The sequence below is a fragment of the Cupriavidus sp. WGlv3 genome (assembly GCF_023952475.1).
GTDB lineage: Bacteria > Pseudomonadota > Gammaproteobacteria > Burkholderiales > Burkholderiaceae > Cupriavidus > Cupriavidus phytorum.
Map to the genome: position 1 here is coordinate 1 of NZ_JALHRX010000013.1, position 22666 is coordinate 22666.

The window sequence follows — 22666 nt, forward strand, 5'->3', positions numbered from 1 at the left end:
GACCTTGGAGCCTGCCACGATCGCCACCAGCGGGCGTGCGGGCTGGCCCAGGGCCTTGCCCAGCGCGTCGATCTCGGCGGCCAGCAGCGGGCCGGCGCAGGCGATCGGCGCGTACCTGGCGATGCCGTGGGTGGTGGCCTCGGCGCGGTGCGCGGTGCCGAAGGCGTCGTTGACGTAGACATCGCACAGACGGGCCATCTTCTGCGCCAGTTCGTCGCTGTTCTTCTTCTCGCCCTTGTTGACGCGGCAGTTTTCCAGCAGCACCACCTGGCCGGGCGCCACTTCGACGCCGTCGACCCAGTTCTGCACCAGCTGGACCGGCTTGCCAAGCAGTTCGGACAGGCGCGCGGCGATCGGCGCCAGCGAGTCTTCGGGCTTGAACTCGCCCTCGGTCGGGCGGCCCAGGTGGGACGTGACCATCACCGCGGCGCCGGCGCCCAGGCAGGCCTCGATGGCGGGCACGGAGGCGCGGATGCGCGTGTCTTCGGTGATATTGCCGGCGTCATCCTGCGGCACGTTCAGGTCGGCACGGATGAACACACGCTTGCCGGAGAGTTTGCCTTGGGAGATCAGATCGGAAAGACGCAGGACAGAGGTCATGACGGTGGATGGCGCGAGATTTCGCTGCGGACTCGGGGAAACCGGCATTTTACCTGAACGCGATCGGGCCTTTGCCGAATCCGGACCGTGGCGGACCATGATGCGCTCCGCAAGGCACAAACCCGCCTGCCAGCCAGTGCCAAGGGCGCCCGACTGCCCCCACTCCCCACCAAAGAAGGGGCGCCAGCGTTTTCCGCGAGACCCCCAAGTGCGGTAATGTACGCAACGTCTGCTACATCAGACACGCAATCACGCCAGAGCCGGTCTACAAACGGCCAAGACAAGCGGCGGCCGACAAGAGGCTAACAATACGGCCCACTGCAAGCAGCCAAGAACAACAAAGCATGCCGGGGTGCGAGCGGACGCACCACCGGCGCCGCGCATTATTTTGTCGCGAATGCAAGGGGTAAGTCAGATGAACGAAGCCGACATGCACGGAGCCATCCGCGGCTTGTACGAGGGCATTCTGGATCCCGGGGCCTGGCAGGAGAGCCTGCGCGCCCTGACCGGGCTGGCGGGAGCGGCACATGGCTCGATGATGGTCTGGGATACGGTGCGCGACCAGATCAGCGTCAACGAGATCATCAACCCGGTGGTCGAGCTGTTCACCGAATACGAGTCGGATTACCAGGCGATCGACCCGGCCAAGCAGTTCGCACCGCGCATGCAACCGGGCGACTGGTATATCGATGCGCGCGAGCTGGGCGAAGGCACCATGGCGCGCCACCCGTTCTACCGCGATTTCTTCCACCGCTATGGCCTGCGCTCCTACGTGGCCTGCCTGGTCGAGCGCCAGCCCCATTACGAAGTCTATTTCTCGATGCAGCGCGCGCGCCGGCAGCCGCTGTTCTCGAGCGTCGACACCGGCGGCCTGGACTGGGTCATTCCGCATATGCGCAGCGCCATGGCGATGCGCGATCGCACGCTCGGGCTGACGGTGCTGGCGCGGCTGTCGACGCAGCTGGTGGAGCGGCTCAATTTCGCCCTGCTGGTGTTTTCGCCGCAGCGCCACGTGCTGTTGTGCAACCGCGCCGGCGAACGCTGGGCGCGGCGGCTGGACCCGGCCGGCAAGGTTTCGGAGTGGACCTTGTCGCGCTCGTTCGCCGACATGGTCCAGGCCGCCTGCGACCCCCGCCACGCCGTGGCCGCGCAGGCGGCGCGCGCCACCAGCGGCGACGCCAGCGCGCAGGTCATCGTGCTGCCGCTGCCGCCGTCGCACGCCTTTGCCGCGCAGTGGCAGGAACCGGCGGCGCTGGTGATCGTGCACGAGCAGGACCGCGCGCCGCTGCTGCTCGGCCCCGTACTGCGGGATCTCTACGGGCTGACGCCGGCCGAGACCCGGCTCAGCGTGCAGCTGGCGCACGGCCAGGGCCTGCCCGAAGCCAGCCAGCAGCTCGGCATCCGCCACGAAACCGCGCGCACGCAACTCAAGGCGGTATTCCACAAGACCGGCTGCAACAGCCAGGCCCAGCTCACGCACCTGCTCTCGCGCCTGGGCGCGGCGCTGGATCAGGGCTGAACCCGCCAGCCTCTGCAACGCGCCGGCGCCGCGCCGGCGGCCCGCGCGCTGCCACGCGAGTAAAGTGCTAAAAATAAAAGAAGTAAGAAGAAGGGAAGCCATGAGCGACACACAGATGCACGACACCATTCGCGCGCTGTACGAGGGAATTTTCGACGCCGATGCCTGGCAGCGCAGCCTGAGCGCGCTGTGCCAGGCCAGCGGCAGCAGCCACGCGCACCTGCTCGTGCTCGACACCGTGCACGAGCGCGTGCTGGTGCACCAGGAAGTCAACCCGATGCCCGAGGCCGTGGCCGCGTACCGCGAACAGTTCGCCGCGATCGACCCGGCGCTGCCGTTCGCGCGGCGCATGGCGGTGGGCAGCTGGTATATCGATTCGCGCGAACTGGGGCCGCAGGTCATGCGGCAGTCGCCCTTCTACGGCGAGTTCCTGCGGCCGATCGAACAGTCGTCGGTGATGGCCTGCCTGATCGAGCGCCAGCCGCACTACGACGTGTTCCTGTCGCTGCAGCGCCCGCATGGCCACGATCATTACTCGCCCGAGGATGCGCGCGCGCTCGACTGGGCCATCCCGCACGTGCGCCAGGCCATGGCGCTGCGCGAGCGCACCCACCAGGTGTCGGCGCTGGCGCATGCGTCGTCGCAGCTGATGGAGCGGCTGCCGTTCGGCGTGATCGTGTTCCGCGACGATGGCAAGCCGCTCATGGCCAACAGCATCGGCGAAACCTGGGTGCGCCGGCTGCTGCCGGCGGTGTCGATCGAGACCAGCGTCGCGGCGCCGCTGGCCGCGCGCGAGGATGGCGGCTGGACCCTGTCGCGCCCGTTCGCGGACGCGCTGCGCGCGGTGAGCAACCCGGCCAGCGCGCAGCCGGCGCAGGCGCTGCGCGCCATCGACAGCGCCGGCCGGCAAGCGCAGGTGATCCTGCTGCCGCTGCCCCCGGCGCATCACCTGGCGCTGGACTGGCAGCGCCCCAGCGTGCTGGTGGCGATCCACGAACCGGGCGCCGCGCCGATGACGCTGCCGACCGTGTTGCGCGACCTCTACGGCCTGACGCCGGCGGAGATCCGGCTGGCGCTGCAATTGTCATCGGGCATCGGCCTGCCCGAGGCCTGCGAGCTGATCGGCATCCGGCGCGAGACTGGTCGCACCCAGCTCAAGGCGATCTTCACCAAGACCGGCACCGGCACGCAGGCGCAGCTGGCGCACCTGCTGACGCGGCTGGGCGTGCGCGCCTAGCGGCGCCGGCAGGCTCCGGCCGCGCTTGCAACGGATCCGTCGACGGCTCAGTCGATCGAAGCGCCCACGGTCTTGACCACGCCCGCCCACTTCTGGCGGTCGGCCTTCACCGTGGCCTTGAACTGGTCCACCGTCTCGACCCGCGGCGTGTTGCCGGCATCGATCAGCTTCTGGCGGATCGCCGGCGTTTCCAGCGCCACCTTGACCGCGTCATTGACCTTGCGCGCGATCTTCGGGTCCAGCCCCCTGGGCCCGAACAGGCCGAACCAGATGGTGCTGTTGAAGCCGGGCAGGCCGCTTTCCGCAATGGTCGGCACATCGGCGATCACCTGCACGCGCTGTTTGGTGGTCACGCCCAGCAGGCGCACCTTGCCGGCGCGGAACTGCGGCAGCACGCTCTGCACCTGGTTGAAGATGCAGCAGACCTCGCCCTTTACCACTGCCTGCAGCGCATCGGGGCCGCCCTTGTAGGGCACGTGCACCATGTCCAGCCCGGCGCGCGCATTGAACTCGGCAAACGCCAGGTGCGTGCCGGTGCCGTTGCCGGTGGAGGCAAAGTTGTACTTGCCGGGATTGGCCTTGACCTTCTCGATGAACTCCCTGACCGACTTGACGTCGAGCACCGCCGGGTTGACGGTCAGCACGTTGGAGACCTCGACCAGCGGCGCGATCGGGGTGAAATCGGCGTCGGCATCGAACGGCAGGGTCTTGTACAGCGCCGGGTTGATGCCGTGCGTGGCGGCGGTGCCGAGCAGCAGCGTGTAGCCGTCCGGTTTGGCATGCGCCACCACCTCGGAGGCAACGTTGCCGCCGGCGCCCGGCCGGTAGTCATAGACGATGGTGGTCTTCAGCGACTTCTGCAGCGATTCCTGCAGCGTGCGGCCGACGATGTCGACGCCCGAGCCCGCGGTAAAGCCCATCAGGATCGTCACCGGTTGCGTCGGCCATTCGCCCTGCGCATGGGCGGGCAAGCTGGCCGTGCCGGCCACGGCGGCGCACAGCGCGGCAACGCGGAAGGCGGAACGGAAGGACAAGCGCGGAAGCAGGCGGGACGAGTTGGGCATGGGGGCACCGTCGGTGAATGTCACAGGAAGCGGCCCGGCGCGGCGGGGACTTCGCGGCGGACCTGAGCGATGGCCGGGATCTGAGCCCCGGGCCAGCGCAACAAGATAGCAAGGTTCCTGCCAAAACCAAACGACTGAGTTTGCCTGAAGGTATGCCGTGCGGGCATATGGCAACCCGCCTCGGCGCGGCTTGCGCTTCAGCGCCGCAGCAGCCCCACCAGTTCGTCGACATCCGGCAGCGGCGCGCCGGTGCCCGCGGCATGGTCGTCGTCGGCTTCCAGCAAGCCATCGGCCAGCGCGCGCTTGTCGCGGTGCAGCTCGACGATGCGCTCCTCGATGGTGCCCGCATTGATCAGTCGGTACACCGTGACCGGGCGCTGCTGGCCGATGCGGTGCGCGCGGCCCATGGCCTGGTCTTCGGCGGCGGGATTCCACCACGGGTCGGCGATGATCACGTAGTCGGCCGCGGTCAGGTTCAGGCCGAAGCCGCCGGCCTTCAGGCTGATCAGGAAGACATCGCCCTCGCCCGCCTGGAACGCGGCCACGCGGCGCGTGCGCTCGGCCGCGGGGGTGGCGCCGTCCAGGTATTGCAGCGCCAGCCCGGCGCGCTCCAGCCCGTGGCGCAGCAGCTGCAGGAAATCGACGAACTGGCTGAACACCAGGGTCTTGTGGCCACTGGCGGCCAGTCCGCTGGCCAGTTCGACGAAGGCGCGCACCTTGGCGCCTTCGTTCAGCTGGCCGCTCAGTTGCCCGCCAACTTCGGGCGTGACCAGGCGAGGATCGCACGCGGCGCGGCGCAGCCGCATCAGCTGCGCCAGCACGTGCAGGCGCGCCTGCGCCTGGTGCCGGGCCTGCGCCAGCGCGCGCGCCTTCGCGCCGGCGGGCGCATCGCGGGTGGCCTTGCGCGCGGCTTCGAGGCGTGCCAGCGCGGCCTCGGCCTCGGTCTGGGCCTGGCGGCGCAGCGCCTCGTAATGTGCGGCTTCGACCGGCTCGGGTTCGACCCGGATCACCAGCTCGGTGCGCGGCGGCAGCTCGTCCAGCACCTGCGCCTTGGTCCGGCGCAGCACGAACGGCGCGATCATGCGGCGCAGCCGCAGGCGTGCCTCGCGGCTGCCGGCGCGCTCGATCGGGTTGGCAAAATGCTCGTTGAAGCGGGCCAGCGAGCCCAGCAGGCCGGGATTGCAGAACCGCATCACCGACCACAGCTCGGCTAGCCGGTTTTCCACCGGCGTGCCGGTCAGCGCCATGCGAAAGTCCGACGGCAGCGCGAACATCGCCTGCGCCCGCCGCGTGACCGCGTTCTTGAAGGCCTGGGCCTCGTCGGCCACCACGGTATGCCAGGCGCGCGCGCAGAAGTCCCGGCTGGCCTGCTGCAGCAGTGTGTACGAGACGATCACCAGGTCATGCGGCCCGGCCTGCGCCAGCAGCGCGTCGCGATCGCCCTCGGCATAGACATGGACGTTGAGCGTGGGCGCGAAGCGCCGCGCCTCGGCGGCCCAGTTGCCGCACACCGAGGTCGGCGCGATCACCAGCGCCGCGCCCCCGCCGGCGCGCGCCACCAGCACCGCCAGCGCCTGCAGGGTCTTGCCCAGGCCCATGTCGTCGGCCAGGCAGGCGCCCAGTCCGGAAGCGGCCAGCGTCATGGCCCAGCGGTAGCCGGCTTCCTGGTAGGGGCGCAGCTCCGCCGCCAGCGTGGCCGGCAGCGCGATCTCGCGCTCGCGCGCGGCGCGCAGCCGGGCGATGCGCGCGCGGAAATGCGCGTCGGGATCGACGCCCGCGCCGGCCAGCACGTCGTCCAGCCACGGCGTCGCCATCTGCGGCACGCGGATGCCGTCGCGGGTGCCATCCGTAAGCCGCTCGCCCACGCCGGCAAGATCGCGCAGCCGGCCGCGCAGCACCTGAGTCAGCGCCACGTAGACGCCCTGCCCCATCGGCACGAAGCGCCCGGCGTGGCTGCCGGTCCAGTCGATCAGCTTGCCCAGCTCCAGCACCAGCCCCTCGGCCACGCGCAGCTCGCCCGCCAGCTGGTACCACGCGCCGCGGCTCTCGATCTGCACTCCCAGCTGCGGCAGGTCGGCGGGCAGCACGCGCAGTTCCTTGCCGCGCGGCCATTCGACCGCCTGCACCGCGGACAGCGCCGGCAGCGCCTCGACCACCGCGAGCGCATCCTCGGGATCGTCCAGGGTCCAGGTGTACTCGCCGCCCGGCGGCGACAGCGCCACCAACTGCGGCAGCGCGGCGAAGACTTCGGCCACGCTGGCCAGCTCGGCGTCGAGGTCGCGCTGCGTGGACAGGGTCTCGCCGCGCACCGTCGCCATCAGCCGTTCGCGCCCGGCGCCGGGCGCCAGCCGCGGCCCGAGCGGGCCCAGCGGCGTCACCACCAGCCGCAGCGAGATGCCGCGTCCCACCGGCGCCACTTCGGCGCGCAAGCGTGCCTCCGCCTCGACCGCGCGCGAGCCGGCCGCGGCATCGGCCTGGATCTGGAACTGGCCGGCCAGCGCGCGCAGGGTCTGGTCGAGCCGGGCGTGGCCTTCCTCGGGAATTGCCACGCCGTTGCCGATCAGCCGCGCGGCCTCGAACTGCGCCGGGGTATAGCGGACCAGCCGCAGCCGGTGCGGGCCGTCGCGCAGCAGCGTGAACTGGCGCAGCGCCTCGGCCTCCTGCCGCGCGGCGGCGGGCAGCAGCGCCTCCAGCGCAGGCGCCTCGCGCACCGGCGGGAACAGCCGCAGCACGTAGCGGCCGGCGCTGCGCACGGCCTCCAGCGCGGGCGCGTCCTCGACCACGTCCAGCGTCTGCGTGGGCGCGTGGGCCAGCACCACGCCCGGGTGCCCGGCCAGCGCCATCAGCGCCATGGCGCGGTCGAGCACGTAGCGGCGGTGGTGCGAGGCATCGCGGCGGATGGCGCGCGCCACGCGCGCATCCCACGGCTCGAGCCGCTCGTCCTCGGCGATGCGCGCCAGCGGCACCGGCCGGGGCTTGCCCCAGCCCTTCGGGCCGCGCACCTGCTCGAGCGGCTCGATCGTGCCGGGCGCGCCGTCGGCGTCCAGCGTCAGCGCCCACAGCAGGCGCCGGGCCGGTGCCGCCGCACCTTGAGCGGTGGCCGGGTCGGTACCGGCGAGGGCGCGCAGCGCGTCCAGCGCCTGCTGCCAGTCGGCCTCCGGCGCGCCAGGGGCGTCCGGCAGCGCGTCAGGCTGGCCAGGCTGGCGATCGGGGCTGGAATGTGGGCTCGAAGGCACGGCTTGCAGGAAGGTCGACTGGCGGACGCCGCCGCCAATGCAGCGACGATGCCGTGAAAAAGCGCATTCTAGACCGCCGCGGCGCCCGCGCCGCGTTGTGACCCATGCCCCCCGGGCTTACAATATCGTTTTTGCTATTTCCACGGCGCAGGGAGAACAGACATGTCGATGGCGGATCGCGACGGCAAGATTTGGATGGACGGCAAGCTGATCGAGTGGCGCGACGCCAAGATCCACGTGCTGACGCATACGCTGCACTACGGCATGGGCGTGTTCGAGGGCGTGCGCGCCTACAAGACCCCCGCAGGCACCGCCATCTTCCGCCTGAAAGAGCACACCCGCCGCCTGTTCAATTCCGCCAAGATCTTCCAGATGGCGATGCCGTTCGACGAGGCCACGCTGGAAGCCGCCACGCGCGAAGTGGTGCGCGCCAACCACCTGGAATCCTGCTACATCCGCCCGATCGTGTGGATCGGTTCGGAAAAGCTGGGCGTCTCGGCCAAGGGCAACACCATCCACGTCGCCATCGCGGCGTGGCCGTGGGGCGCCTACCTGGGCGAGGAAGGCATGGAGCGAGGCATCCGCGTGAAGACCTCGTCGTTCACCCGCCACCACGTCAACGTGTCGCTGGTGCGCGCCAAGGCCAGCGGCTACTACATCAACTCGATCCTGGCCAACCAGGAGGCGACCGGCCTGGGCTACGACGAAGCGCTGCTGCTCGACACCGACGGCTACGTCAGCGAAGGTTCGGGCGAGAATGTCTTCATCGTGCGCAACGGCGTGATCTACACCCCGGACCTGGCCTCGTGCCTGGACGGCATCACCCGCGACGCCACCCTGACCATCGCGCGCGACCTGGGCATCGAAGTGCGCGAGAAGCGCATCACCCGCGACGAGATGTACTGCGCCGACGAAGCCTTCTTCACCGGCACCGCCGCCGAGGTCACGCCGATCCGCGAGCTGGACGACCGCATCATCGGCGAAGGCCGCCGCGGCCCGGTGACCAAGCAGATCCAGGACGCCTTCTTTGCCGCCGTCGGCGGCACCGACGAAAAGTACAAGAAGTGGCTGACGCTGGTCTGAGCACCGGCCGGCAGTCCGCGTGCCAGTCGCCCGCCCGTGCGGGCGCGGCACGCGCCTTGTTTTGACGAACAATACGTTTTATTCCCTGCAACACCATGACGCAAACCGCGACCATCATCGAAATCGGCGCCGAAGACATTCCGCTGCACTGCCCGACCGCCAACACCCCGGCCTGGAACTACCATCCGCGCGTGTTTCTCGACGTGGCCGACACCGGCGAAGCCAAGTGCCCGTACTGCGGCACCGTGTACAAGCTCAAGCCGGGCACCGTGCTGAAGGGCCACCACTGACCCGAGCCGCCGGCCATCGCACCTCCCTGACGCTCCGGGCCGCCCACTGGCGCCCCGGAGCGTTGGCGTTGCCGGCGCCCGCGCCGCTGCGCCCGTGCCGGCTCCTTGCGCCCCTTCCATGAAGAAAGCCCTCGTCATCGCCCCCAACTGGATCGGCGACGCCCTGATGGCGCAGCCGCTGTTCGCGCTGCTCAAGGCGCGCCATCCGCGCCTGGTCATCGATGCCCTCGCGCCCAAGTGGGTCGCGCCGGTGCTCGCGCGCATGCCGGAAATCGGCCGCGTGTTCCCGTCGGACCTTGCGCACGGCAAGCTGCAGCTGTCGGCGCGGCTGATGTTCGCGCAGCAGCTGAAGAACGAAGGCTATGACCTCGCCTACGTGCTGCCGAACTCGCTCAAGTCGGCGCTGATCCCGTGGCTGGCCGGCATTCCGCTGCGCATCGGCTACCGCGGCGAAGCGCGCTTCGGCATGCTCAACGTGCGCCACGCCAATCCGCCGCGCGACCACCGCCCGCCGATGGTGGAGCACTACGCCCGCCTGGCGCTCAAGCCCGGTGCGCGCCTGCCCGACAATCTGTCCGAGCCGCGCCTGCGCGCGGACCCGGCGCGCGTGGCCGCCACCGCCGAGCGCTTCGGCCTGGCGCCGCACACGCGCGTGATCGCGTTCTGCCCGGGCGCCGAGTTCGGCCCGGCCAAGCGCTGGCCCGCGGCGCATTTCGCCAGGCTGGCGCAGATGCTGCGGCGCTCGTATCCGTACGCACAGATGATCACGCTGGGCTCGGCCAAGGACGCCGAGATCGCCGCCGAGATCGTCAGCGAGGCCCCGTTCGTGCGCAACCTGTGCGGCCAGACCTCGCTCGACGACGCGGTCGACCTGCTGGCGCTGTCCGAAGCCGCGGTCTGCAACGATTCGGGCCTGATGCATGTGACCGCGGCGCTGGGCCGGCCCCAGGTGGCGGTGTACGGCTCGAGCGATCCGCGCCACACGCCGCCGCTGTCACAGGCAGCGAGTATCATGTGGCTGCAGCTGGAGTGCAGTCCGTGCTTCAAGCGCGAGTGTCCGCTGGGCCACCTGCGCTGCCTGAAAGAGATCGAACCGGAAATGGTGTTCGTCGAGCTGCGCAAGCTGCTGCACCGGCCCTGACCTCCCCGCCCTAGCCACGTCCATTGCCAACATGCCTCGCTTTGCCCGCCTGTTCGATTCCGCCGAAGACATCGTCGACGCTTTCCGCGAAGCGCTGAAGCTGCGCGACGCCGAAGGCGCGCTGCGCCTGTGGCTGGACGAAGACTCGATCACCTGCGTGCTGCCCGACGGCCAGCGCCTGATCGGCCACGAGCAGCTGCGCCAAGCATTCTCGCAGCTGCTGGAAGAGCAGCCGGTGCTGGTCGACGCCATCGAGACCAGCAGCCATGCGTCGATGGCCGTGTCGATCTTCGACGTGACCGAGGCGCTGCGCTTCGGCAGCGACCGCGTCGAGGCCGACCTGTACGTGCACACCACCTACGTGCTGATGCAGAACCACGAAGGCTGGCGCCTGGCCCACATCCATTGCAGCCCGGCCAACGCGGTGCAGGTTGCCGCGGTGGCCGCCACGCCGGGCCAGGCGCTGCACTGAACCCCCGGCCGCGCGGCGGCCCCCCGCAACACCAAGCCGGCATGACGCAGCTTCCGCACCACCGACTGCCCTACGCGGTCCAGGCAGATCCCGCCAGTGCGCACGGCTATGGCGAGGGCACGCCGATGCCCTGGTGGCTGCGCGGCGGCCACGCCCAGACCATCATCCCCGCGCGTTTCACCCGCCGCCCGCCGCGGGTCGGCTTTCGCCGCGAACGCTGGGCCACCCCCGACCAGGACTTCATCGACCTCGACTGGACCACTCATGCGGTGCGGCCGGAGACGCCGCTGGTGGTGATGTTCCACGGTTTGGAGGGCGACTCCGGCAGCCATTACGCGCAGGCGCTGATGCATGCGCTGTCGTTGCGCGGCTGGCAGGGCGTGATCCCGCATTTCCGCGGTTGCTCCGGCGAGCTCAACCTGGCGCCGCGTTTCTACCACTCGGGCGATTCGGCCGAGATCCGCTGGGTGCTGGAGCGCGTGCGCCAGCACCACTGCGCCGGCGGGCGCAAGCTGCTGGTGGTGGGAATCTCGCTGGGTGGCAACGCCTTGCTGCGCATGCTGGGCGAAGACGGCAGCGGCGCCGGCCACGTGCATGCGGCCGCGGCAATTTCCGCGCCGCTGGACCTGGCCGCCGGCGGCGCCGCGCTGTCGGCCGGCTTCAACCTGGTCTACACGCGCATGTTCCTGCAGACGCTCAAGCGCAAGTCGCTGGCCAAGCTGGAGCAGTTCCCGGGCCTGTTCGACCGCGACACCATGCTGGCCAGCCGCGACCTGTACGCCTTCGACAACGTCGTCACCGCGCCGCTGCACGGCTTTGCCGATACCGACGACTACTGGCGCCGCGCCGCCAGCAAACCCGTGCTGCGCGACATCGCCGTGCCCACGCTGGTGCTCAACGCGCGCAACGATCCCTTCCTGCCCGCGCAGCACCTGCCCGGCCCGGCCGACGCCAGCCCGCAGGTCTGGCTGGAACAGCCCGAGCACGGCGGCCATGTCGGCTTCATGACGCCGCCGGCGGACTGGCGCCGCCACCTGCCGCTGCAGGCCGACGGACGCTTCGGCGGCCATATCGAATGGCTGCCGGCACGGATCCTGCGATTTTTCGACAGCATGATGTAAGGCGGGCGCCCTTCCCTGCGGCCCGCCGGGGAGACAGAGATGGACGACATCGTCAGGCAGGCCATGGCACGCTGGCCCAACGTGCCCAATGCCTATGGCTGGCTCACGCTGGACCGCCGCGGGCAGTGGCGGCTGCGCAATGAGTACGCGCAGCAGCACGGGCTTTCGGGCGACCCGATCCGCCATGAAGCGCTGATCGGCTTTATCGAGCGCAACTACCAGTGCGACGAACGCGGCTGCTGGTACTTCCAGAACGGGCCGCAGCGGGTGTTCGTGATGCTGGGCTATGCGCCGTGGATCGTGCGGCTGCACCAGGGCGCGCTGCAGACCACCACGGGGCAGGCCTTCACGCTGCAGGCCTGCTTTGCCGACGAGCACGGCAACGTGGTCCTGGCAGGCACCGTCGCCGGCATGGCGCCGGGCACCGCGCCGGCCTTGCAGGCGGCGCTGCTGCACGACCACGACCTGGAGCAGTTCAGCGGCGCCAGCACCTGGCATGGCGAAGCCTGCGGCGCGGACCTGGGCGTATTCCGTCACGATGGCCGCGACCTGCCGATCGAGCCGATCGCCGAGAGCGAGGTGCCGAAGCGCTTTGGCTTCGTGCGCCAGCCGGCGGCGCCGGCCGGCTGAGGTGCACGAACCCCGAACCTCAGTTCGGCATGCCCTTGTTGTCCTGCTTGTCCTCGCGGTACTGGCGCTCCAGCTGGTGCAGGCGCGCATCGACCTCCGACAGCGTATAGAAATCGCCGTCGCCGGCCTTGCGCGCGATCTGCAGCTGTTCGATGGCGGCCTGGTAGGCGCCATCCATCGCATATTTCTCGGCCAGCGCCTGATGTTGCTGCAGCCGCTTGCCCTGGCCGGCGTAGGCGCGCGCCAGCATCTCCCACCATTCGCTGCGGCCGGTCTCCTGGCGCGTGCGCTCGCGCAGGAAGCGCACCGCTTCGTCATGGCGGCCGGAGCCGATCAGGGTCTCGGCGTAGGCCACCGCCACCGCGTGCGACAGCGGGAAGGCCTTCATCGAAGCGCTGGCCTGCGACAGCGCCTCGGGCACGCGGCCCTGCGCGCGCGCCAGTTCCACCGCCATCACGTCGAGCATCGGGCTGCCGGAGCTGGCGCCGGGGATATTGCCGTACAGGCGGCGGGCTTCGGCCAGTTCCTGTTCGGCCGCCGGATAGCGGCGCAGGCGCTGCTCGACGAATGCCAGCGCGTAGTGCACAGCCGGCGCGCGCAGCGCCGACGCCCCGGCCAGTTGCGTGCGCAGCGCCGCGCGCAGGTTCTGCAGGTCGCTCGGCGACGCTTCCTGGATCACGCGGGCACGCATGCGCGCGAACTCGTACTCGGGCGTGTTGGGCACCTTGCGCTGGCTGGCATGGCTGACGCGGTCCTGCATGTCGGCGATGCGCTCGGAGGTCAGCGGGTGGGTGCGCACATAGGACGGCACCGAATTCTCGGCGGTGCCCGCGGCGCGCTGCAGCCGCATGAAGAAATCGGGCATGCCCTGCGGATCGAAGCCCGCCGCGGTCAGGATCTGGAAGCCGACCCGGTCGGCCTCGCGCTCCGCGCCGCGCGAGAACGACAGCTGGTTGGCAATGGCGGCGCCCTGCCCGCCCATGGCCAGCGCCGCCGCCGCATCCGGGCTGCGCGTCGCGGCCAGCCCGGCCAGCACCATCGACGCCAGCGCGATCCACATCGACTGGTCCTGCTGGGTGATGCCGCGTGCGATATGCCGCTGCATCACGTGGCCGATTTCATGGCCCAGCACCGAGGCCAGCTCGGATTCGGTATCGGACTGCACCAGCAGCCCGGTGTGCACGCCGATATAGCCGCCCGGCAGCGCAAACGCGTTGATGCTGCGATCGCGCACCGCGAACAGGTCGAAGCCGGTGGCGAAGGTGCCGGCGCCGGTCGAACCGGAGATGTTCTGGCGCCGCGCCGCCTGCACCAGCCGGTAGCCGAGCGCGTTCAGGTAGTCGGACAGCAGCGGATCGGGCACGTACAGCGGATCGCGCCGGATGTCGCGCATGATGCGGTCGCCCAGGCGTTTTTCCATGTCGGGAGACAGCGACGCGGTCGACGGGTCGCCGAGGTCCGGCAGTTGCACGCCGCCGGCCTCCACCACCGCGTTGTTGCTGCGCAGGCCGAACTCGGACTTCTGGCCCGCCTTCACGCTGCGGTTCAGGTTGTCGTAGACCTGGTCCGTCGCCTCGGCCGAGGTGGCCGGCGCCGACGCACGGGGCGCAGCCACCGGCGTCGCTGGCGCCGCTGCCGGGCGCGGCGTACCCTGTGGCCACGCAGGTGCCGCGAACGTCAGCGCCAGCAGCGCCGCCAGCGGCCGCCGCCATGGCGCCCAGGCGCCGCCGGCGCGGCGGTGGCTGCCGGCTTCGCGATGTGACGCGGAACTGGCAGGAGCGGCATCCGCCGCGGCGCCACGGCCATATGCGGCAGACCTGCGAAGCGATGGGTGTTTTGGCATGTTGCTATGATAGCGGCCTCTCGTGGCCGTTCCCATCGGACGCGTCGGTCGGACCTTTCGGGGCGACACTGGCGGCACCGGCGGCCCCATGCATGCAGTTCGCCCGAAGCTCTCGATCATGACCCAGCTCACCCATTTCGACACCGCCGGACAAGCCCACATGGTCGACGTCGGCGACAAGGCCAGCACCCATCGCGTCGCGGTGGCCACCGGCACCATCACCATGCAGCCCGCCACCTTCGCCCTGGTGCGCGACGGCAGCGCCAAGAAAGGGGACGTGATCGGCATCGCCCGCGTGGCGGCGATCATGGCCACCAAGCGCACCGCCGACCTGATCCCGCTGTGCCATCCGATCGGCCTGACCAAGGTGGCGGTCGAGTTTGCGCTGGACGAGGCCACCGCCACCGTCGCCTGCACCGTGCGCACCGAGACCCGCGGCCAGACCGGCGTGGAGATGGAGGCACTGACCGGGGTGCAGGTCGCGCTGCTGACGATCTACGACATGTGCAAGGCGGTGGACCGCGGCATGGTGATCGGCAATGTGAAGCTGCTGGAGAAGCATGGCGGCAAATCGGGGGATTGGGTCGCGGCGGGTTGACACCTGCCGTCGCGGCACGGCTTACGTGATGCCCTCGGTACGCCCGGCGAGGGCGGACGCGGCCTCTTCTTACGCCATATTCGTTCCCTGGTAATAAAGGTAACGCCGCATTTCCACACGCGCCCTGTCCCACATCCGCGCGCGACAATTTGGTATTCAATATGATTGCGGGCCGCCCGGGATCGCGGCCGGCTGACCCTGTCCGCGGCACGCGCGGGGATGAGGTGGATACCATGAACGGGCGCATGCTCTGCCAGATCGCCCTGGCACTCGCGGCCACTGCCGCCAGTGGCGCCGCCCTTGCCGGGCGGGCCGATCTCCACGATGCCGCCTGGCATGGCGGCGATCTGCGCGACGGCATGGTGAAGACGCGCACCAGCGTAGGCGTCGGCATCTATCTCGGGCCCGGCGCGTTCTACGGCGGCTACCCCTACGGCTACCCAGCTCCGTACTACTACCCGCCCGCCGTGGTCACGGTGCCCGCGGCGCCGCCGCAATACATCGAGCAAGGCCCGAACGGCCCGGTGCCGGCCCCCGGCCCAGACGGCGTCATGCCGCAGCAGGGCTGGTGGTACCACTGCAGCCAGCCTGAAGGCTACTACCCTTACGTCGCATCCTGCCCCGGCGGCTGGCAACGCGTACCGGCACAGCCGCCGGCCAATTCCTGACACGGGGTGACACCATGGATGCCCTGATCCGCGCCACGCTGGTCGTGGCCACCCTCGCCCTCGGCGCCTGCGCCGTGCTGCCCTCCGGGCCCAGCGTGATGGCGCTGCCGGGCACCGGCAAGAACTTCGACCAGTTCCGCGCCGACGACTACAACTGCCGGCAATTCGCCTTCGGACGCGTCGGCGGGGTGTCTTCGTCCCAGGCGGCCAACAATGCCGCGCTCGGCAGCGCGGTGGTCGGCACCGCGCTGGGCGCCGCCGCGGGCGCGGCCTTCAACGGTGGCTCGGGTGCGGCGGTGGGCGCGGGCGTCGGCCTGCTCACGGGGGCGGCGGTCGGCGCCGGCAATGCGCAATACGCCGGCTATGGCACGCAGCAGCAGTACGACGCGGCCTACGTGCAGTGCATGTACGCCAGCGGCAATCGCGTGCCCGTGCCGGGGCGCGTGGCCGCAGCCCCGGCGCCGCGGTACTACTATCCGCCACCACCGCCGCCGGTCTATTACAGCCCGTACCCGTACTACTAGGTCAGTCCCGGCCCAGTTCGGCAAGCCGCCGCGAGCGATCGGCCACCCAGCCGCAGAACGCCTGCGGGCGCTGGGCCGCCTTCACGCCGCGGCACGCCTGCGCGATCGTCGCGTACTGCGCGGCCTCGTCGCCCAGGTAGTACCAGCGCAGGCGCTCCATCCATTGCCGGCCTTGCGCGGCATCGCCCGTCAGCGCCAGCAGCCATGCCGTGCGCGCGATCATGGTCGGCGTCGGCAGCAGATGCACCGCCGCGATATGCACGGGCAACAGCGCCGCGGCATTCTCCGGCGTGATCGCGGCCTGCCCGGCCGCATCGGCCTGCGCATGCTGGCGGAACCAGAAGCGCGGCATCGGCAAGGCGTGGCGGCCTTCGCTGCTGGCATACTCGCGCGCTTCCGCGCGGCGATAGTCCTGCCACATGGTGCTCAGCACCACTGCGGCCACCGCGACAAACGCGAGCACTAGTCCCCGCGCCAACGGTAACGGAAGACGCCAGCGCCCGAAGCCGGACGGCTCAAGCCAGCCGAGCATGAAGCAGAACGGCAGGAAGAAATACAGGTAATGCAGCGGGTATTCCAGCATCGAATGCGCGCACAGCATCGCCAGCCAGGTCAGCACCAGCACGGTTTGCCTGCGCTCTTCGGCATCGCCATGCCACAAGCGCACCAGCATCACGCGCCACAGCCACGCCAGCAGGATCACGGCCACGCCGGCGGTGCCGACGATCCCGGTCTTCGCCAGCAAATCGAGAATCGCGTTGTGAGCGTGCAGGGACATCTCGACCTTCACACCGACCTGATCGAGCTGCTGGAATTGCGCCCAGCCGAACTCGCCCCAGCCGACGCCGAACCATGGATGAGCTCGGAACATGGCGATGGCGTGCGCCCACAGCGCGCCGCGCGCGGAGATCTGGTCTTCGGCTTCGAGCTGGGCGATGGTGTCGAACAGGCGCCAGTCAAAGGCGTGCCCTGCCGCCTTGATCGTGGGTTGCAGGATCAAAAGCATCGCCACCATGGCAACGGCAGCGACCACGAGCCCAACCGGGCGCTGCATCGGATCCGCTCCGCGGCGCTCGCCTCGCGCCAGCCACGCTGCGATCATTGCGTAGCTCGCGGCAAGGCCAACATGCAGCACGCCGGTACGCGAGCCGGACAGCACGATACCGCTTTCCAGCAAGGCCACTGCCGCCAGCCACATCGGAAAGTGCAAACGCCCACGCGAGGCCAGCCACACTGATGCGACCAGTGCCAGACCATGTACGGTGGCCTGGTGGTTGGGCTGGTTGAGGTTGCCCCAGAGGCGGCGGTTGGTGTCGTAGAAGTAGGTGGAGACTAGGCCGAAGGAGCGGGGTTCCAGGTGGAACAACTGCACCCATTGCGACACGGTGCCTAGCAGGCCGGCGATCAGGGCCGCAACGGCGAGGGCGTCACCGGTTTCCGCTTCGCTGCCAGACTGCGTGCTGCGGTACCACCATGCGGCAGAGGCCACGGCTGCGCCGAGCGAAAGCGTCAGCACAGTCATCAGGCGGCTGCCGGAAAAGTCGGTGTGTCCCAGGCTCGCGAAGATCAGGCTGACGACGACAAGCCATAGGAATAGCAGTGAGATAAGCGGTAGGGATGCAGAGGGGGCGTCGGCCGACATCACCGGCCTGCGGACTGCTTGAAAAGCGACGGCCGCCACCGCGGCAATGCTGCACAGCGCGGCGGCCCATTCGCCGTAGAACGTCGCTAGCGGCAGTGTGTGCCGGGAGACTAGCAGCGGGATGACGATTGCTGCGACGAGAACAGCCGACGAGAAGTTTGGCCGGGAAGGCGGCATTGCGGCGCCTGGGTTGGGAAAAGGCGCATGATAGCTTGGGCAATAAAGAAAAAGCGCCCAAAGGCGCTTTTTCCAACAATTTGATACAGTGGTTATTACACGCCCGTTTCTGCCTGAGTGCATACCGGTGCTGCGGCGCGAGCTAGGGTCCAGGTTATGGTGGCCGAACCTGCAGCAATAGTAGGCGTCATCGTAACTACACAACCGCGGGCAGCTGCGTTTCCGGTGATAGTCAAAACGGGTACGCCACCAACGGCGGCCAAGGCGGCCGTACCATTAGTCAGAATCATATCCCCTGCACCGTTCAGACCTGCAGTAACGCCAACTTCCGCATACGTGTCGCAAGAGGCGGTTGCCGCGGCGTTTTCCTGCAGACACTGGGCAATTGCTTGCTTAACAGATGCAGTAGCCGCGATGTTGCCCGACCACCGGCTACGCGTCACATAATCCTGATACTGCGGAATCGCAATCGCCGCCAAGATACCAATGATCGCCACCACGATCATCAGTTCGATCAGCGTAAAGCCCTTCTGGACGCGGCGGCCCAGCTTCTTCAGTTGTTGTACCCGTTGCATGATTTGACCCCTCGAAGAGATTTTGGTTAAGCGTTGCACGTCTTCGGTTTCGTGACGCGGGGACGATTGAGCAGCAAGTGTGCCAGGCGCATCCCCCATCGGTAGGGGGTGAAAAGCGACAAATTTCGTCACCCGTCGGGGTGAGGCTCGCCGATTGCGCCAAAAATTGTCACCTGGGACCGCTACCACAGCCAAGCGCGACAAAAAGTGCGATCACTCACATGAGTTAGTTGGCACGGGCACCGACACGCTCGGCGCCGCGCCCAATGAAAAAGGGCGGCCAGCTGGCCGCCCTTCCCGTTTAGGCTGGTGCCGTCAGGCGGCCTGTGCCGACCGGCGGCTCAGGAGCTTGCCAATGATCACCACCAGGATCGCGCCGGCGGCGCCGAAGACCAGGTGGGCGTGGGGCACGTGGATTTCGAACCAGGCGGCGTCGACCGGGTCGCTGACGAGCATTTCGCCGGCGAGGTAGCCGAGCAGCGCGGCACCCAGCACGATGATGACCGGGAAGCGCTCCATCACTTTGAGCAGGATGGTGCTGCCGAACACGATCAGCGGGATCGACAGGCCCAGGCCGACGATCAGCAGCAGCAACTGGCTGCCTTCGGGTCCCTTCTGCGCGGCGGCGGCCACGGCGACCACGTTGTCCAGCGACATCACCAGGTCGGCGATCAGGATGGTGCGGATCGCGGCCCAGATATTGTCCTTGGCGTCATGGCCGTCATCGTCGTCCTCGCCGGTCAGCAGCTGCACGCCGATGTAGACCAGCAGCACCGCGCCGATGATCTTCAGGTAGGGCAGGCTCAGCAGCTTGACCGCGGCCACGGTCAATACCACGCGCATGATGATGGCGGCGGCGCTGCCCCAGAAGATGGCTTTCTTCTGCTGGACCGGCGGCAGGTTGCGCGAGGCGAGCGCGATCACTACCGCGTTGTCGCCGGACAGGACGATATTGGTCAGGATGATCGATCCCAACGCAATCCAGAAAGTGGTGGAAGACAGCAGTTCCACGGGGAGGCTCCTCGAGTTCTATGTGGTGGTGCGCCCCGTCATCCGACGGGATTTTGGATGTCTGAAAGCGCAGACATGACTGTTTAACGCATCAACCTTTCGATTAGATTTCAATTTTGTAATCTTTGGGTCGAGCGTGGCAGCCGTGCCACTTCGAGGGCCGGAAAAGACAATGCCCCCGCAGGGCGGGGGCATTTCAAGCCGGGGCCTTCTCCGCAACGCGAAGAAAGCGCTGGACTGCCTGTTACAGCATTGCCTTCAGCAGGCGGCCCATTTCCGACGGGTTCTTGGTCACCTTGATACCGCAGGCTTCCATGATTTCCAGCTTGGCCTGGGCGGTATCGGCACCGCCCGAGATCAGCGCGCCGGCGTGGCCCATGCGCTTGCCCGGAGGCGCGGTCACGCCAGCGATGAAGCCGACCACCGGCTTCTTCATGTTGTCCTTGATCCAGTGGGCCGCGTTGGCTTCGTCCGGACCGCCGATCTCACCGATCATGACCACGGCGTCCGTTTCCGGATCGTCGTTGAACATCTTCATCACGTCGATGTGCTTCAGGCCGTTGATGGGGTCGCCACCGATGCCGACCGCCGACGACTGGCCCAGGCCCAGCGCGGACAGCTGGCCCACGGCTTCGTACGTCAGCGTGCCCGAGCGCGACACCACGCCGATGCGGCCCTTCTTGTGGATGTGGCCCGGCATGATGCCGATCTTGATTTCGTCCGGCGTGATCAGGCCCGGGCAGTTCGGTCCCAGCAGCAGGGTCTTCTTGTTCTCGCGGCGCATGCGGTCCTTGACTTCCATCATGTCGCGCACGGGGATGCCTTCGGTGATGCAGACCACCAGGTCCAGGTCGGCGTCAACGGCTTCCCAGATCGCGGCAGCGGCGCCTGCGGGCGGCACGTAGATGACCGACACGGTGGCGCCGGTCTGGGCCTTGGCGTCCTTGACGCTGGCGTAGATGGGAATGCCTTCGAAGTCTTCGCCGGCCTTCTTCGGGTTCACGCCGGCGACGAAGGCGTTCTTGCCGTTGGCGTAGTCGCGGCAGCCACGGGTGTGGAACTGGCCGGTCTTGCCGGTGATGCCCTGGGTGATGACTTTGGTGTCTTTGTTGATCAGAATCGACATGCTTTCGTCCTTTGCTTGACTCTGGCAGCGCGGGCTAGGCCACGCGCGCTGCCGAAGTTCGCTTGTATTGGGTAACGGCGCCCGGCTTACTTGCCGGCGGCGGCAGCCACGACCTTCTGGGCGGCTTCTTCCATCGTGTCCGCCGAGATGATCGGCAGGCCCGAGTCAGCCAGCATCTTCTTGCCCAGGTCTTCGTTGGTGCCCTTCATGCGCACGACCAGCGGCACCGTCAGGTGCACGGCCTTGGAAGCCGAGATCACGCCTTCGGCGATCACGTCGCAACGCATGATGCCGCCGAAAATGTTGACCAGGATGGCCTGCACGTTCTTGTTGCTCAGCATCAGCTTGAAGGCTTCGGTCACCTTCTCGGTGGTGGCACCGCCGCCCACGTCCAGGAAGTTGGCCGGCTCGCCGCCAAACAGCTTGATGGTGTCCATGGTGGCCATGGCCAGGCCGGCGCCGTTCACCAGGCAGCCGATGTTGCCGTCCAGCGAGATGTAGGCCAGGTCGAACTTCGAGGCTTCGATTTCGTTGGCGTCTTCTTCATCCAGGTCGCGGTAGGCGACGATTTCCGGATGACGGAACAGCGCGTTCGAGTCGAAGTTGAACTTGGCGTCGAGCGCGATCACCTTGCCGTCGCCGGTCAGGATCAGCGGGTTGATTTCGGCCAGCGAAGCGTCGGTTTCATAGAACGCCTTGTACAGGCCTTGCAGGGCCTGGCGGGCTTGCGCCACGCTCGCGTCGGGCACGCCGATCTTGCGGGCGATGTCGTCGGCGTCAGCGTCGGTCAGGCCGGTCGACGGCTCGACGATCAGGGTGTGGATCTTTTCCGGGGAATGGGCAGCGACTTCCTCGATGTCCATGCCGCCTTCGCTCGATGCCATCAGGGCGATCTTCTGCGACACGCGGTCCACCACCAGCGAAACGTACAGTTCCTTCTTGATGTCGGCGCCTTCTTCGATCAGCAGGCGGTTGACCTTCTTGCCTTCCGGACCGGTCTGGTGCGTGACCAGCTGCATGCCCAGGATGTTGGACGCGTAGGTCTTGACCTCGTCCATGCTCTTGGCAACCTTGACGCCGCCGCCCTTGCCGCGGCCACCCGCGTGGATCTGTGCCTTGACAACCCACACCGGGCCGCCGAGTTGTTCTGCGGCCTTCAGGGCCTCGTCAACCGAGAACGCGGGGATGCCGCGCGGAACCGGCACATTGTATTTGCGCAGGATTTCCTTGCCTTGATACTCATGGATATTCATGCGTGTTTCCTTTCGGGTAGGCGTAAAAGGTAGAAGGGAAGAATCTGAAAGAAGACGAACTCTCTCGTCGGGCTGGCCGATCCTGAGAATCAGCCGGAGGTGCCGGTCGGCCGGTCGGCCGGGACAGCGTCGTTGCCGTCGATTGCGTGACCACCGCGGTCGCCATTGGCCGCGGGCTGCTGCGCCTGAGGCGCGGATGCGACGGCAGGCGCGGCCTCGGCCCTTGCCTTGGGCGTCGGCTGGTGACCATACCAGCGCGGGTAAAACTGACGAACCACCTCGCCGTCGAAACGCAGGGCGTGGCAGCCGTTCAACTGATAGGGCGGCTCCGGATTCGGATCGTCCTCGCCGTTGTCGCGGATACTGATGACCTCGCCGGCAAAGGCCTGGATCGCGGTGCTGGGCAGCACCCCGGCGGCTTCGGTCAGGTGCGAGCAGCCGTGCATGCCGCCCAGGCGCTCGCGCACCGCCTTGCGAAAACCCTTGCGCAGGTTCAGCCCGATCAGCTTGCGGTAAGCCTGCCCGATGGTGTCGCAATGGGACGGGTACGGCACCCAGTCCGAGCAGGCCTCGGCATCCAGCACCGTCATTTCCTCGTCGATCGTGATGCGCAGCCACAGGTCGTGCAGCGGCTGGCCTTGCGGGCGGATGCGGTCGCCGGCCAGTTCGATGTCACGGGGCTTGGTGTCGGTCAGGCGCACCTCGATGTCCCACAGGCCGTCCTCCCTCTGGTACGCCTCGGCCGCAATGGCGCGACGGTGACGCAGGGAGCGGTTGACGGGCTGGGACAGAGGCATGGCCAGGCTGGGATGCAGACGAGAGGACGAGAATACGGAGATACCGGGAATACGGGGGG

At 68.4% G+C, this 22666-nt stretch carries 21 protein-coding genes; 11 read left to right on the forward strand and 10 right to left on the reverse strand.

All coding sequences use genetic code 11. The features are described 5' to 3' along the window. On the reverse strand, window positions 1-600 hold a 600-nt coding region (gene pgk, locus MKD38_RS20465), incomplete at its 3' end, for a phosphoglycerate kinase (protein WP_252679465.1). A gap of 415 nt (window positions 601-1015) precedes the next feature. Here pgk and MKD38_RS20470 point away from each other — a divergent pair. Together MKD38_RS20470 and MKD38_RS20475 are read left to right on the forward strand one after the other, a co-directional pair. Beyond that, complete coding sequence (locus MKD38_RS20470; RefSeq protein WP_252679466.1) at window positions 1016-2119, forward strand: helix-turn-helix transcriptional regulator; 1104 nt, start codon at window positions 1016-1018, stop codon at window positions 2117-2119. A 100-nt stretch (window positions 2120-2219) separates the two neighbouring features. Continuing rightward, a complete protein-coding gene (locus tag MKD38_RS20475) occupies window positions 2220-3356 on the forward strand; it encodes a helix-turn-helix transcriptional regulator (protein WP_252679467.1) in 1137 nt (378 codons plus the stop codon). Window positions 3357-3403: 47 nt separating this feature from the next. Here MKD38_RS20475 and MKD38_RS20480 read toward each other — a convergent pair whose 3' ends face one another. Together MKD38_RS20480 and MKD38_RS20485 are read right to left on the reverse strand one after the other, a co-directional pair. After that, a complete protein-coding gene (locus MKD38_RS20480) occupies window positions 3404-4420 on the reverse strand; it encodes a Bug family tripartite tricarboxylate transporter substrate binding protein (RefSeq protein WP_252679468.1) in 1017 nt (338 codons plus the stop codon). 197 nt (window positions 4421-4617) lie between these two features. After that, complete coding sequence (locus tag MKD38_RS20485) at window positions 4618-7656, reverse strand: DEAD/DEAH box helicase (protein WP_371925722.1); 3039 nt, start codon at window positions 7654-7656, stop codon at window positions 4618-4620. A 162-nt stretch (window positions 7657-7818) separates the two neighbouring features. On the opposite strand from MKD38_RS20485, the gene MKD38_RS20490 reads away from it, so the two are divergent. The 6 genes from MKD38_RS20490 to MKD38_RS20515 all read left to right on the forward strand — a co-directional run bounded on the left by MKD38_RS20490 (window position 7819) and on the right by MKD38_RS20515 (window position 12393). Beyond that, window positions 7819-8739 (forward strand): branched-chain amino acid transaminase, encoded by a 921-nt coding sequence (locus MKD38_RS20490; protein WP_252679469.1) that lies wholly within the window; start codon window positions 7819-7821, stop codon window positions 8737-8739. A gap of 95 nt (window positions 8740-8834) precedes the next feature. Then, window positions 8835-9029 (forward strand): zinc-finger domain-containing protein, encoded by a 195-nt coding sequence (locus MKD38_RS20495; protein WP_010812205.1) that lies wholly within the window; start codon window positions 8835-8837, stop codon window positions 9027-9029. A 118-nt stretch (window positions 9030-9147) separates the two neighbouring features. Next, window positions 9148-10170: a lipopolysaccharide heptosyltransferase II gene (gene waaF, locus MKD38_RS20500; RefSeq protein ID WP_252679471.1), complete on the forward strand. Its 1023-nt coding sequence runs from the start codon at window positions 9148-9150 to the stop codon at window positions 10168-10170. A gap of 31 nt (window positions 10171-10201) precedes the next feature. Further along, a complete protein-coding gene (locus tag MKD38_RS20505; protein WP_012351840.1) occupies window positions 10202-10642 on the forward strand; it encodes a YybH family protein in 441 nt (146 codons plus the stop codon). 41 nt (window positions 10643-10683) lie between these two features. Then, entirely contained in the window at window positions 10684-11763 is a 1080-nt protein-coding gene (locus tag MKD38_RS20510; protein ID WP_252679473.1) for a YheT family hydrolase, read from the forward strand. Window positions 11764-11802: 39 nt separating this feature from the next. Continuing rightward, complete coding sequence (locus tag MKD38_RS20515; protein WP_252679474.1) at window positions 11803-12393, forward strand: DUF2946 family protein; 591 nt, start codon at window positions 11803-11805, stop codon at window positions 12391-12393. Between the two features lie 19 nt (window positions 12394-12412). Here MKD38_RS20515 and MKD38_RS20520 read toward each other — a convergent pair whose 3' ends face one another. Then, window positions 12413-14236, reverse strand: coding sequence for a beta-barrel assembly-enhancing protease (locus tag MKD38_RS20520; RefSeq protein WP_252679480.1), 1824 nt, complete (start codon window positions 14234-14236; stop codon window positions 12413-12415). 118 nt (window positions 14237-14354) lie between these two features. Between MKD38_RS20520 and moaC the strand changes: the two genes are divergently transcribed. The 3 genes from moaC to MKD38_RS20535 all read left to right on the forward strand — a co-directional run bounded on the left by moaC (window position 14355) and on the right by MKD38_RS20535 (window position 16026). Beyond that, the gene (gene moaC, locus MKD38_RS20525; protein ID WP_035816150.1) at window positions 14355-14834 is read left to right on the forward strand and encodes a cyclic pyranopterin monophosphate synthase MoaC; all 480 of its coding nucleotides are present in this window, start codon (window positions 14355-14357) and stop codon (window positions 14832-14834) included. A 233-nt stretch (window positions 14835-15067) separates the two neighbouring features. Further along, complete coding sequence (locus MKD38_RS20530) at window positions 15068-15502, forward strand: hypothetical protein (protein ID WP_115708267.1); 435 nt, start codon at window positions 15068-15070, stop codon at window positions 15500-15502. A 14-nt stretch (window positions 15503-15516) separates the two neighbouring features. Further along, a complete protein-coding gene (locus tag MKD38_RS20535; protein WP_252679482.1) occupies window positions 15517-16026 on the forward strand; it encodes a hypothetical protein in 510 nt (169 codons plus the stop codon). A gap of 1 nt (window position 16027) precedes the next feature. On the opposite strand, the gene MKD38_RS20540 is transcribed toward MKD38_RS20535, so the two are convergent. From MKD38_RS20540 to MKD38_RS20565, 6 genes are all read right to left on the reverse strand, one after another. Beyond that, complete coding sequence (locus MKD38_RS20540; RefSeq protein WP_252679484.1) at window positions 16028-17845, reverse strand: PglL family O-oligosaccharyltransferase; 1818 nt, start codon at window positions 17843-17845, stop codon at window positions 16028-16030. Between the two features lie 95 nt (window positions 17846-17940). After that, window positions 17941-18420 (reverse strand): pilin, encoded by a 480-nt coding sequence (locus MKD38_RS20545; RefSeq protein ID WP_252679485.1) that lies wholly within the window; start codon window positions 18418-18420, stop codon window positions 17941-17943. 315 nt (window positions 18421-18735) lie between these two features. Continuing rightward, window positions 18736-19431: a TerC family protein gene (locus MKD38_RS20550; RefSeq protein WP_252679486.1), complete on the reverse strand. Its 696-nt coding sequence runs from the start codon at window positions 19429-19431 to the stop codon at window positions 18736-18738. A gap of 244 nt (window positions 19432-19675) precedes the next feature. Then, a complete protein-coding gene (gene sucD, locus MKD38_RS20555; RefSeq protein ID WP_252679489.1) occupies window positions 19676-20557 on the reverse strand; it encodes a succinate--CoA ligase subunit alpha in 882 nt (293 codons plus the stop codon). A gap of 86 nt (window positions 20558-20643) precedes the next feature. Beyond that, on the reverse strand, window positions 20644-21810 hold the full coding sequence (gene sucC, locus MKD38_RS20560; protein ID WP_252679491.1) for an ADP-forming succinate--CoA ligase subunit beta: 1167 nt from the start codon (window positions 21808-21810) through the stop codon (window positions 20644-20646). A gap of 89 nt (window positions 21811-21899) precedes the next feature. Beyond that, window positions 21900-22607, reverse strand: a complete 708-nt coding sequence (locus tag MKD38_RS20565) for a DUF2889 domain-containing protein (protein ID WP_240073767.1) — start codon at window positions 22605-22607, stop codon at window positions 21900-21902. Window positions 22608-22666: the final 59 nt, after the last annotated feature.

Excerpts from the sequence above, each read along its gene's own strand:
- MKD38_RS20530 (WP_115708267.1), top strand. The coding sequence starts at position 15,068 with ATGAACGGGCGCATGCTCTGCCAGATCGCCCTGGCACTCGCGGCCACT.
- MKD38_RS20505 (WP_012351840.1), top strand. The coding sequence starts at position 10,202 with ATGCCTCGCTTTGCCCGCCTGTTCGATTCCGCCGAAGACATCGTCGAC.
- MKD38_RS20490 (WP_252679469.1), top strand. The coding sequence starts at position 7,819 with ATGTCGATGGCGGATCGCGACGGCAAGATTTGGATGGACGGCAAGCTG.
- MKD38_RS20545 (WP_252679485.1), bottom strand. The coding sequence starts at position 18,420 with ATGCAACGGGTACAACAACTGAAGAAGCTGGGCCGCCGCGTCCAGAAG.
- MKD38_RS20475 (WP_252679467.1), top strand. The coding sequence starts at position 2,220 with ATGAGCGACACACAGATGCACGACACCATTCGCGCGCTGTACGAGGGA.
- MKD38_RS20470 (WP_252679466.1), top strand. The coding sequence starts at position 1,016 with ATGAACGAAGCCGACATGCACGGAGCCATCCGCGGCTTGTACGAGGGC.
- waaF (WP_252679471.1), top strand. The coding sequence starts at position 9,148 with ATGAAGAAAGCCCTCGTCATCGCCCCCAACTGGATCGGCGACGCCCTG.
- MKD38_RS20565 (WP_240073767.1), bottom strand. The coding sequence starts at position 22,607 with ATGCCTCTGTCCCAGCCCGTCAACCGCTCCCTGCGTCACCGTCGCGCC.
- MKD38_RS20540 (WP_252679484.1), bottom strand. The coding sequence starts at position 17,845 with ATGCCGCCTTCCCGGCCAAACTTCTCGTCGGCTGTTCTCGTCGCAGCA.
- MKD38_RS20515 (WP_252679474.1), top strand. The coding sequence starts at position 11,803 with ATGGACGACATCGTCAGGCAGGCCATGGCACGCTGGCCCAACGTGCCC.
- MKD38_RS20495 (WP_010812205.1), top strand. The coding sequence starts at position 8,835 with ATGACGCAAACCGCGACCATCATCGAAATCGGCGCCGAAGACATTCCG.
- MKD38_RS20535 (WP_252679482.1), top strand. The coding sequence starts at position 15,517 with ATGGATGCCCTGATCCGCGCCACGCTGGTCGTGGCCACCCTCGCCCTC.
- moaC (WP_035816150.1), top strand. The coding sequence starts at position 14,355 with ATGACCCAGCTCACCCATTTCGACACCGCCGGACAAGCCCACATGGTC.
- MKD38_RS20480 (WP_252679468.1), bottom strand. The coding sequence starts at position 4,420 with ATGCCCAACTCGTCCCGCCTGCTTCCGCGCTTGTCCTTCCGTTCCGCC.
- MKD38_RS20520 (WP_252679480.1), bottom strand. The coding sequence starts at position 14,236 with ATGCCAAAACACCCATCGCTTCGCAGGTCTGCCGCATATGGCCGTGGC.
- MKD38_RS20510 (WP_252679473.1), top strand. The coding sequence starts at position 10,684 with ATGACGCAGCTTCCGCACCACCGACTGCCCTACGCGGTCCAGGCAGAT.
- sucC (WP_252679491.1), bottom strand. The coding sequence starts at position 21,810 with ATGAATATCCATGAGTATCAAGGCAAGGAAATCCTGCGCAAATACAAT.
- sucD (WP_252679489.1), bottom strand. The coding sequence starts at position 20,557 with ATGTCGATTCTGATCAACAAAGACACCAAAGTCATCACCCAGGGCATC.